8 protein-coding genes are annotated in these 11,621 nt (G+C 30.1%); 2 read left to right on the top strand and 6 right to left on the bottom strand.

Annotated elements, in window-relative coordinates:
* Window positions 1-113: 113 nt before the first annotated feature.
* Together ACFQ1Q_RS13730 and ACFQ1Q_RS13725 are read right to left on the bottom strand one after the other, a co-directional pair.
* On the bottom strand, window positions 114-869 hold the full coding sequence (locus tag ACFQ1Q_RS13730) for a DUF4391 domain-containing protein (protein ID WP_386132669.1): 756 nt from the start codon (window positions 867-869) through the stop codon (window positions 114-116).
* 4 nt (window positions 870-873) lie between these two features.
* Window positions 874-4,074 (bottom strand): helicase-related protein, encoded by a 3,201-nt coding sequence (locus tag ACFQ1Q_RS13725; protein ID WP_386132667.1) that lies wholly within the window; start codon window positions 4,072-4,074, stop codon window positions 874-876.
* Window positions 4,075-4,329: 255 nt separating this feature from the next.
* Between ACFQ1Q_RS13725 and ACFQ1Q_RS13720 the strand changes: the two genes are divergently transcribed.
* A complete protein-coding gene (locus tag ACFQ1Q_RS13720; protein WP_386132665.1) occupies window positions 4,330-4,842 on the top strand; it encodes a GrpB family protein in 513 nt (170 codons plus the stop codon).
* A gap of 13 nt (window positions 4,843-4,855) precedes the next feature.
* Here ACFQ1Q_RS13720 and ACFQ1Q_RS13715 read toward each other — a convergent pair whose 3' ends face one another.
* From ACFQ1Q_RS13715 to ACFQ1Q_RS13700, 4 genes are read right to left on the bottom strand one after another with little or no spacing between them, the layout of a single operon-like run.
* The gene (locus ACFQ1Q_RS13715) at window positions 4,856-7,444 is read right to left on the bottom strand and encodes an NAD(P)-dependent oxidoreductase (protein ID WP_386132662.1); all 2,589 of its coding nucleotides are present in this window, start codon (window positions 7,442-7,444) and stop codon (window positions 4,856-4,858) included.
* Complete coding sequence (locus tag ACFQ1Q_RS13710; protein WP_386132660.1) at window positions 7,431-8,648, bottom strand: ATP-binding cassette domain-containing protein; 1,218 nt, start codon at window positions 8,646-8,648, stop codon at window positions 7,431-7,433. Before ACFQ1Q_RS13710 ends, ACFQ1Q_RS13715 begins: the two co-directional genes overlap by 14 nt.
* The gene (locus ACFQ1Q_RS13705) at window positions 8,641-9,348 is read right to left on the bottom strand and encodes a hypothetical protein (protein WP_386132657.1); all 708 of its coding nucleotides are present in this window, start codon (window positions 9,346-9,348) and stop codon (window positions 8,641-8,643) included. Before ACFQ1Q_RS13705 ends, ACFQ1Q_RS13710 begins: the two co-directional genes overlap by 8 nt.
* Before the next feature lies 1 nt (window position 9,349).
* Window positions 9,350-9,952: a hypothetical protein gene (locus ACFQ1Q_RS13700; protein WP_386132655.1), complete on the bottom strand. Its 603-nt coding sequence runs from the start codon at window positions 9,950-9,952 to the stop codon at window positions 9,350-9,352.
* Between the two features lie 1,168 nt (window positions 9,953-11,120).
* Between ACFQ1Q_RS13700 and ACFQ1Q_RS13695 the strand changes: the two genes are divergently transcribed.
* Window positions 11,121-11,543: a hypothetical protein gene (locus tag ACFQ1Q_RS13695; protein WP_386132652.1), complete on the top strand. Its 423-nt coding sequence runs from the start codon at window positions 11,121-11,123 to the stop codon at window positions 11,541-11,543.
* Window positions 11,544-11,621: the final 78 nt, after the last annotated feature.

The following is an 11,621-nucleotide window of genomic DNA, read 5'->3' as shown; positions in this document are numbered from 1 at the left end:
CAGAAACAATATCTGCGCTTTTACTTAATGGGTCGTTATGGTCGATTTTGTTCATGTTTTGATTATATGCTAAATCATTAATTTTTTAAAAGTATTCATAATCAATACTTATCTCATTTTAATTCTTCTATTAATTCTTCTCTTTTACCTTCAAGATTTTTTAAAGTCATATTTAAATGAACCTTATTACTAAAAACCGTTTCTTTTTTTATCTGACTTTTAAGGCTAATTATCTCTTTGTCTAAACTTTCTATTTGTTTTAAAATATCACCACCATCTTTCAATGTATTTCCTTTACTGTTTTTCCCGACAGTTCCTGTAAGTAAATTTGCTTCATACTGCTGAATAGCTCGGATAAAACCTTGATAAAATGCTTTCAAGTGAAGGTTATGGAAAGATTTTGTATTTAGTTGTTTAATAAAATCGTTATTAACTGAAGTATCTATTGATGTATCCATCCATGTCGATGTAATAACTTCATCGATTGTTCTTTTTAATTTATCAGTTTGATTAATGCTCTTTTTAGCGACTGAAACAGAAAATTTGTTTCCAACTTCAAGTAACAGCACTAAAAAGTATGGCATACTCTTTTGTATCAAATTAATTACTTGCTTTGAATATTTTGTGTCTGAAAAGTTTACCGAAATGATTTGTATCTCATCATAACTTTCTAATTGAGTTATAAATTCAGGTATTGCACTATTGACGGGTTTATAACTAGCTAACCAACGAATATCATTAATTACTTCTTTGAGAATTTTCTTTTCGCTTGCGTTTAAAGTACTATTATTACTAATAGCAACTTTTGTTATTCGCTTGTCGACTACACATCGCTTATCTACATTTAGTAATTCAATTAGATTTCTCATAACGCTAATTTTTTATTACTAAGTAAGAGACTACTTCGAAGTCATCAAGGGAACGTATTTCCTCATTAAGACTTGCTGTTCCACCAGCAGTAAATAAACTTGCAATTCCCTTTTCTTCGTTCTTACCGACAATTTCTTGTACTGTTGATTCAAGAAGTTCAACATAATTACTCATGTCTTTACCTTGCTTTGTTTCCTTTTTAAAATTATTAACTAAATCAACAAATACTTCTGTTTCTCCTGCTGATAGTTTTTGGTAAACATCAAGAATTTTTTTGCTTTGAGTAAAGCCTAATACAATCTCTCCATCAAAACTGATATAGGTAAGATAAAATGGGTCAATAGGATTATGATATTCTTCTTTTTTATTCTTTTTACGTTGTTTTAAGCAGAAAATCACACCCTCTGGTAAATCATCTATATTAATTTTAGTTACTGCATGAATACCTGTTGGTGTTTGTTCTAAGATACCCTCATGTTCTTTTAGATATTCCATTAAATCCATTTTGAAATCATTGAACGTGAAGTCGGTTATGGAAATACCACCATGCACATCTTCTAAATCAACTACTTCATTTTGCATCTGTTGTAATTGTTTTCGACGGTAATCTAAATCATTCATCTCACCATTATCCTCAATCACATTTTCTTCCCCAGTTGCAGAAATATCTAAAAGTACCATACGACCGCTTACGCGCGCTTCAAGGTTGATATATTCGTCCAATTCCATATTCGGCCAGAAATTAACGAGTTGAATTTGAGTATTGGTAGAACCGAGGCGGTCAATACGTCCGAACCTTTGAATGATTCTCACTGGATTCCAGTGAATATCATAGTTAATTAAATAATCACAATCTTGAAGGTTCTGCCCTTCAGAAATACAATCAGTAGCAATTAGAATATCTATTTCTTCTGTTAACTCAGGATAGATTTTATTTCGTTCTTTTGATCGCGGAGAGAAATTAGTAAGCAATTCATTAAGGTCTGTTCTAATACCTTTCATAGTCGTTTTATTACTTCCAGTTCCTGTTACCAACGCTGAGTTAATTGAATGATGTTCTTTTGCCCATTTACTTATATGTTCATACAGATAAAGTGCGGTGTCAGCAAAGGCCGTAAATACGATAACTTTCTTGTTTTCTGAATTTAAGGGTTCGCTAATTTTAGCCTGAATTAACTGTTTAAGTTTAACAAGTTTTGCATCTCTTTCGGCGCTGATAGTATTCGTCTCACTTAGAAGTTTTGATAGTCTCATTTTGTCTTCTTCAAGGTCTTGTTTCCAGCGAACTAAATCCATATCTTGAATAAGAACTTTTACTTTATTCCCAATCAGGTAGTCATCTAGGGTTGGGTCATCAGTATCAATTTCCTCGATAGATAAATCATCATCTGAATAATCCTCTTCGTTTTTAATTTTGTTCAGAAGGATATCTATTTTATTAAGTAAGCTCTCAAGGGTTAATCCAAATGAGTTAATAGAACTCTCCATTCTTTTCAGCAAATTAACCCGCATTAAGTGGATTAAACTTTGCTCACGGTCAACTTGTTTAAAAACACTACCTGAAGCCAAGGTCAAATCATAACTACGATTGTATTCGTCTTGTTTATCAGGACGAACGTATTTAAGTGGTGAATATGAACTTAAATTAAGTTTACGAATCTCCCTATTGATGTCTTGTAATGACGAAAACTCACTTAGTACATCTATATCAGATTTAACATTTTTAGGCTGTAGTCGTTCTGGAAATTTTCCAATATTTTTAAGGTCATAATATCTCTCAATGTGTTTTCTTGAACGAGCTATGGTAATTAAATCTAATAGTTTAAAATACCTTGCATCCAGAGACTCAAGTAATTCACTGGTGTTTTTTTCTTCACTAGGGTTTTTCAACCATTTATTAAATTGCGTTTGAGCAATTTTCATAACGTGATTGATATTATCAATTCCATATTCAGAAAAAGCGGTCTCTTGACCTTCAGTTATAAACGCAACTTGATTCTTCAAGTCATTCATTCGGTTATTAACTGGTGTAGCAGAGAGCATTAACACTTTAGTCTTTACACCTGCTTTGATGATGTAGTTCATCAATTTGCCATAGCGTGTTTCTCTATCACGTCTTGGATTATTGTTTCTGAAGTTGTGAGATTCATCAATAACTACCAAGTCATAGTTCCCCCAATTAATAGTTTCAAGATTTATTTCGCCAGACAATCCACGTTCTCTATTTAAGTCTGTATGGTTTAAAACATCATAATTGAAACGATCATCTGCTAATATGTTCCGTTTGTCATTTAAAGTATAGACAGTCCAGTTATCTCTTAGTTTTTTTGGGCATAGTACAAGTACTCTATCATTCCGTAATTCATAATATTTTATTACTGCTAAAGCCTGAAATGTTTTACCTAATCCCACGCTATCTGCCAAAATACATCCACCATATTTCTCTACTTTATCGATGGTGCCGAGCACTCCATCTTTTTGAAATTTGTAGAGCTTATTCCAAACCAATGTGTCTTTGAAGCCAGTTTTGGTTTTGATAATCTTTTCTTCATCTAAATCAACCAAGTAGTCCTTAAAAATGTTATACAAGGTGAAATAGTATAAAGAAGAAGGAGAATTGTCTTTATATGCTAATTCAATTTGATTAAGAATATCTTTTTTCACATCTGACATCAAAGCTTCATTATTCCAGTTTTGATTGAAAAAATTAAGCATCTGTTCAGTAACCTCTTGGTCATGAGTTACTGTATTCATAGTAATTTTATCGTTGGGAGCGAAGCCTAAATCTGAGGCAGATAGGTTTGACGTAGATATATTTATTCCTGTAGATTCTTGACCCTGTAGATGAATAAGATTAGTACCTATAACACCTGGGATTTTTGTCGATTTGATATCGGTTTTTGTTCTTACCCAATCAGCACACTCTTGAGCAATTTTATGAATGTTTAATTGGTTTTTAAATCGATATTCGTATTTGTCACCATTAATATCTGATGGTGTTTCTGTAAAAAATTGTCGGTCTTCGTAAGTGAATAGACCAGAGCTAAGAATTAATTTAAAGTTATCTATCTTGGATAACTCTTTTTTAAGCTTATGGAATCCGTATATAGTAAAATAGGCAGCTATAACAGATGCCTTATCATTTTCATTGATATTCTGTATTAAAGTTTCTCCTAACGTTTTTTTCGTATAGCTCTTGGTCATTATTCTGCCTTGATAAATAATTGGATGAGAGGTGTGTGCCTGACATATTAATCAATACTACCATCATATCACTTCATCAGATTTTATAAATCCCTAAAGATAAAAATTATTAGTAGTTAAATTTAACATTTAGATCATTAAATTTAACACATAGAAACTATTCAGGATTTTAAGCATAGAGATTTAAAAAATTTAATTATTACTACAATCCAAAATATTTTTATTTGATTTTGAAGTGAAAAAAATAGACAAAAAATGTATCAAAATTTAGGTTTAAAAAGAGATGAGCTAAGGATAGAAAACTACAATCCAAAATGGAAAAAGCTATTTATCAAAGAAAAAAATAGGCTTTTAGATTTATTTGACAACTATATTATTCAAATTGAACATATTGGCAGCACATCTGTTGTCGGTATGTCTTCGAAACCAATAATTGATATCGGAATATTAACACAAAACATTGACACTTTACCCTATCAAAATTTTGATAATAATTATTTTGAACTTGTTGGTAGATTAAAAGGAAGACAGAGGGTGTTTATCAAAAAAGAAGAAGATTTGAATACTCACCATATCCATTTTATAGAATACGGAGAAGATGCATGGAATAGAAAATTAAAATTTAGAGACCTCTTAATCAAATATGAAGATTTAAGATTGGAGTATAGTAAACTAAAAACTCAACTTAAAAATAAATATCAAAACGATAGAGCTTTGTATTCAGAGGGAAAAACAGAATTTATCGTGAATACCATCAATAATTTTTAACAAAGTTAAATTATTAAATTCTTTCTCCGTAAGAGTTATTTTCAATCCAATGAGTTTTAGAAAAATTATTAATTAGCGTTTTAGTATAGTAACTTCTTTTATCTTTTTGGTCATTAAACCATATTTCTAATGCCTCCTGCTGAAGATCTGAACTTAATTTAACAAATCCCTTAGTATTTAATATGTTCTCTTTATTTTCAATAATTTGAACTATTGCAGCTAATAAAATACCCCTAGTGATTTGGATATATTTCCCAGGACTAGAATCTGGTTGCCCTGTAAAATTTGCAACCATACCTCCTCTTAAAATTCTGATATCCTTATTATTTTTAGTTTTTAAAATTTTATCTTGTAACTCATAGCGTTTTGATGATTTTTCACAAGAATAAAATTTATTCTCCATCATTTGAATAAGAAAATTAAACTCAATATCTCCAGACGATACGCTTATAAATGTTTTATCTGTATTGACAGTCTCCAATAAGTCTTCAATTTTCAGATTAGCTGTTATATCCTCGCCAGTAGCACCTATAATGACGTCTGAATTATAGATTAAACTTTCTAATGTTGAAGAAATATTATAATTACCAATATCTTCAGTTGTAATTTCTTTCTTGATATCATAAAGGTTTATGTTGTAACCTTTTAAAAAATATTCTCTTGCAACGGCTTTACCAATATGACCAAAACCAACAACTCCAATTGAAAGTGGATTTAAATTACTTATTTTCTTGTGTAGTTGAATGTTAATTGCCTCACTGACAAGACTTGGCTCTATATTTACCTTCACCGCAGAACCAGCAACATCTACAATAGGAATCTTATTTTCCTTTTTGTTTAATTTGATACCTGAGGTAGTTTGTTCTATACCAAATATATTATATTTCTTTAGTGCTTTAGTTGGAGTGTTTTTCAAACAATAACCACCATCATCTAATATTATAATATTACTATTTTCAGGTGCATTAAGTATTAGGTCATTCCACATCTCTTTAACCACTTCTGTCATGGATTCAGGGTATCGTCCAAGCTTATTTTTTGCCTTATAATCGTATAAATTTATACCTAGATCGTCTTTAAGTATTCTTTTTGTTTCTGAATGTGTAGAATAAATTTTTCCGGTTAAATATATGTTTTGTGAAGGGAAGTTATTTTCTATAAGGCTCTCAAACATCGACCCTGTAGACCTTAAAAGATGCTGTACTGAAATTAAATAGAAATCGTTTAAGTCATACGACAATATTTTTTCTGAAATACCTGAAATAACAGGATATTTTGGAAAGTAATTATTTAATTTACTTTCTATCTTTATGTAGGTATTATTACACCCTTTAGGTTTGGGGAACTTTACATTACTACTAACATTAAATTCTTCATGGAGGTCATTACCGTCTGGCATTCTAATATTTGAGCGCTTATCAACTCTTCCTCGATGATGATAAAATTTCAAATTTAGATTTATGTATCTTTCTTTTAAATCATCTGGAATTGAAGTGCTCTTTCTTATTTTTTCAATTAAAAGTTTGTAAGCCTCTATTAAAACAGCTCCATCTATATCGCTTTCTTCTAAAAGAAATGGCGGGAAATCCATTGAAATATATCTAATTTCATTTTTCCTTGTAATTTTTCTATTTTTCATTAACAAGGGTTCAAATCCTATATCATAAAATTGATTATTAAAAAGTTCTTTAAAGTCATTTAAAAATTCATCGTTTTCATCTAAAAATGTTAATGCATACTCATTCCCGTATGCAACATCACTACAATATTTAAGTAGATATCCTAAATCCATTTTGTTGTAACCAATGAGTTTACTACCATCAATTCCTTTTTTTATCAAATTGTTTAAACTAGAATGATCAAAAATGAAACTTCTTAAACTCAGTGTTTGTTTCCAAGATGTCTTTAAAATATGATTTATAACCTCAATATGATTAATCAGTGTGTCGTTCGAATCTATGTTAAAAATATGTCTAGGGAAATAAGCAACTTTTACTTTTTTATCTAGTTCGCTGACATATTTAATTAGTTCCTTATTCGTCTGTACCTGATTTTTATTTCTAATATTTGTGTAAAAGTCGTCCGTACCATAAACATCCGTAAACCTTTTGTCTTTGAAATCAAATATTAAATTAAACGATAAATCCCCTGCAATTAAATCCCAATTTTCTTCACCTTCTTGCATATCCTTGCCATAAACAAACATGTCTGATGCTCCAAACACCCCTATCAAGTCTCCCTCATTAATCCTTGCGATAGGATATTCATTATTACCTTCTTTACTAACAATAAGGCCTTGACCTTCTATAAAAATTGCTAAGGGGTCAATAGAGTAACTTAAATCTTCTTTAAATTTTTTTTCACCAGCAAATTCATTGCCTTTAAATTCAAAATTTTCAAAATCAACTATTTTTCCTTTAGAAATTATATTTTCCCCAAAGTCAAACTCGGCAAAATATAGATAACACTTATTAGGGTTTTCTTGTGCTAAATCTTTAAATATAATATTGAGTTTATTAAAAAATAAGGCATTATCCGAGTTAATTGGAAGCTTTTTGTAAATCTCAAACCAAGATATAGGTGTTACACTAATTTTCTTCATTTTTATCTTTTATTTTATCTAAATCAAGAGCTATGTGCTTGATTTTAGATGTAAGTTTTAAAGAGTGAGATATTAAAATAACACCTTTATTATTTCTATTTAAAAATTCTAAAATACTAATAAAAAATTCAGTGAATTCATCATCTTGTCCCAGAGTAGGTTCATCAAAAATATACCATGCCTTGTCTAAGGCTATTGAACTAGCAATTGATAATCTTTTTCTCATGACAAATGGTAATTCAGCAGGGTTTACTTCTGATACATCGTCCAAACCAAACATTTTAATCAAAATTTGTCGTCGACTTGAGGCTGCTAAATTTTCCTTTTTATGAACTTTCAAAACTTCATCTAAAACTGTCATAGAAAAAAGTTGTTCGTCAGGGTTTTGAAAATTATAACTTACATACTTACTAGGATATTTGTAAATTTTTTTGACACTCCCATTAACAATTATATTTCCTGTTTTACATTTTAATAAACCTGTTAAAATCTTACCTAAAGTTGATTTACCAGCACCATTAGAACCTTTTAAATGATAAATGTTACCAGCATTTAGTTCTAGCGATAAATCATTAAAAACATTCTCACTACCATAATATGAAAAAGATAAGTTTGAAATTTTAATATTCGATGGAGATGAATGATAAGTAAGTCCTTCTTCAAAAAATTCACATTTATTGAATTTATACTTGTACTCTTTTTCAGGATTTATTTGAATTTGTATTTTTTTCAGATTAAAATCATAGTATTCAAATCTATTGTCAATAATATAAATTTCAATATGTTCAAACTTTTTCCTGAAAAAATTCTCTATGAGTGGTGAAACCCATTTACTATTAAGTTGTTCTAAAGTTAAATCAATAAAGAGCTTCTTAGGTTCAAGAAGTAGTGCATTAATTATTACTAATAAAGTTTGTTCTCCACCACTCAAATCAAAAGGATTCTTGCAATAGTGATTATGAAAATCATAATACTCAATTATTTCATTTACCTCATCGAGCGTCTTATCTGATGTATTACTTGAGTGTAGTAGAATTTCGTGCTCCACTGTTGGCATAATGCCGCTTATAGAATTTAATGGAATCTCTCTTATCAAAATCGATGAAGAGCTTATATTATTATTTTGTGCTTCTGCTTCATTTTTAGCTTTCTCAGAGCGTCCAGAAAAATTACTCCCATGTATGTGAAATAAACCTTTAGCCATTACTTAAGACAGTTAAACCCAAAAAACTTAAACAAACTAAAATAAGTATCAAATTATAGCAAAAACTATATTCTATTACTCCCAACTTACTTATATAACTGTTTAGAAGAGCGCCCATATCTTTTTGCGACCAATCATCAGCACGTTCATGTGAAGTTCTTAAAACACCTATAAATAATGGGATAAATAATTTTGGTAATTGAAATAATTTATTTGCCATTGCTCTTTTGCCAATAAAACCCCGAGAATACCTAGCGTCTATAATTTTTTCACCTCTTGTAATTAAGTCTCTTGTAGAAGCTATACCACCCAGAATGTATAATAGATTTTCATTTTTAACACCCATCTTCAATAAAAAATCTAAAAGTTGCCTATGGGTAATGAGAAATAAAGCTTGAAATATTGAAGTTATTACCAAAATGGTGATAACCTTTTGATTAATGAAATTCCATTTCTTTGATGGGTCATCTATAACTATTATATATAACAGAATAAATGAAAGGAAGATTGGAACGAAACCAAAAAACAAGGTTTTTAAGTGAATTTTAAGCCTATTATTTATTAAGATTATCGGTAGAATTAAGATTAAATAGAATAAACCAAGATAGACAATATCAGCACATAAAAATGCAAATAGAGAGGAAACAACTAAAATTAAAAGCCTTACTCTTGGCTCAATATGTAAATTATTAAACCTCAAACTAATCAATGAAATTATTTTCTTTTAGACTCCCACTTTTGAAAGGCTCTAATAAGATTTTTGGCACATATTTAAGGACAATAAATACAATTACAGTTTGGATGGTTTTATCGATTGGTTCTATCGAAATTCCAGAGAGGAGAACAGATTCTAATATTTGATTACCAAGCTTAGCAAAAAAAGAAGTTACTAATGCTGCTCCATTTCCAGTAGCTCCTTGAAACACATACACAATAACTGGAGCTGAAACTATTGCAGCTAAAACACCCAATAATAGCCCTAAGCCTATAACCCTTAAGAGATTTTTATACCAACCCCTTTTCGCCATTATATGTACGAATACAGCTATAGCTACTTGAGTTAAGATAAAATAAATTGCAAATGGATTTATTACTAACGAAGTAATTACAAAGCCTAAAACCCCAACTATAGCACCTCTTTTCCAACCTAAAAGCAATGTTGCAAATATGGTACCGATGCTGTCCAAATACAATGGTAAACCAAATGCTTTTACTAACGCACCAATACCAACATTAATTGCTATAGCAATAGGAATAAACGTTATGACAAGCATTCTCTCTTTCTGACTGTTTGAATCACTCATGTCTAATAAATTTTAAAATTTAAAATTAGATAGTACACACATCCAAACCCAGTTGTTTACAATAAAAAAATAGCGATAAAAAATAGCGTTATTTTTTATCGCTATTTTATTCAGAGTAAATTTAAAGCTATTAATATACACTCTAATGTAGCTGTATATCAATGATTTAAGTCGATTTTATTCAGCTGATATAAATAAAATATTTGCTAAAACAAAAATTGAGTTTTGGCAAAAAAATCGGTCCATAAAGTACACATCATATTAACGTGGTTACATCTCTTCTCACTAACCAGTAGAATTTTTGAAGAGTTTATCAAATCTCACATAAGAGTTTGCAAAGCGTATGCCAAACTAAAAACCGTATTAAAGTTTCTTGTCTACACTAAGTCACTTGAGGTTTTCTCGCCACCGTAAGTGAGGGACAAAGGGATGTCTTTCGTTGCGGTTAATCATCCTCCCACCTAAGTACTGCCAAAGAAAAAAGAGGCCGTTACACAACCTCTTTCTGTTTAATGTAATTGTAAGTTGAATTTCGAAGCCCAACTTTTAAAAAGAACAAAGATAACATCTATGTCTCACTTTTTAGTATACACATTACAAACACGATGCCAAGTACATAAAGCATTGACAAGCAGAATAATAGATTGTGTTTCGGTTTCATCTAAAACATTTTTTAAATAAAATAAGATGAAGAAATTCACAAATAAATACAGTAAGCAAATTGAGATTATAATTTCAATAATAGGATTAGTACTAACGTACATAACCTTGACCCATAATGTACACATTGTAAATGTACTCGTTTCATTTGAAACATTACAAGTTGAATACCACAACGCTAAAATAGATTCTTTGGAATTGGTTCTTTTCTTTATCCCTGTAAAGTACAGAAAGGCTATAGTCCATTTTTACCATACACACTTCTGTAAGCTTGCTTGGTGTAATTTTACGTTCTTCATAGCAGGAACTATTTATACGAACGTTATGCTTGGAAATTCTCCTTTCCATCATATCGGAATTGTAGCGATTATGGAAGGCATCGTCTTGATGTTAGAAAAGAACCCTGTTCAAAAGCTCCATAAAACCATAGATTTTATTAATAGATTATTCAGATAAATTAAAGTAATACCGCCTGTTTAAAACAGGCGGCATTTAAAAGCAAAATATTATGTCCAAAATACTTACACATATAAAACAAGGTATAATAGTATATACCACATTAGCGCTTCAGAAGATTAATCAGCTTTCAATTGATAAACTAAAGAAGCAGCCAAAAGAAACATTTCTCAAGTTTAACGAGATTGCATCTGTCTCTACTGATGGTATGCCAGACAATTGGATATCAATAAAAACGATAAACAATGAGAGTATATTTTATGAAGATAAAAGCATCATTAACTTCGTCAAAATAGCAGAAAAAAATAGCGTGATTTTTCAGAAAATTACAGGCAAGTTGGCAGTCAATATCGCTTTATTAAAATATAAAAGTAATCTATCAGTAGTTGAATTAGTAAATGGTGATATCCATAAGGTTAACCGAAGATTTAAGACCAGACTTAAGAACTCACTTTCCAAAATTTGGGAAGAATAAAGTTTCTGACTTAATAAATAGATTTCAAACCCAATCTGAGATACAGATTGGGTTTTGTATTTTTATGCTATGAAAAAC

It is taken from the genome of Winogradskyella litorisediminis (assembly GCF_042675765.1).
Classification (GTDB): domain Bacteria; phylum Bacteroidota; class Bacteroidia; order Flavobacteriales; family Flavobacteriaceae; genus Winogradskyella; species Winogradskyella litorisediminis.
Note: the sequence above shows the minus strand (reverse complement) of the source record. Positions and strands in the feature narration are given on the sequence as shown.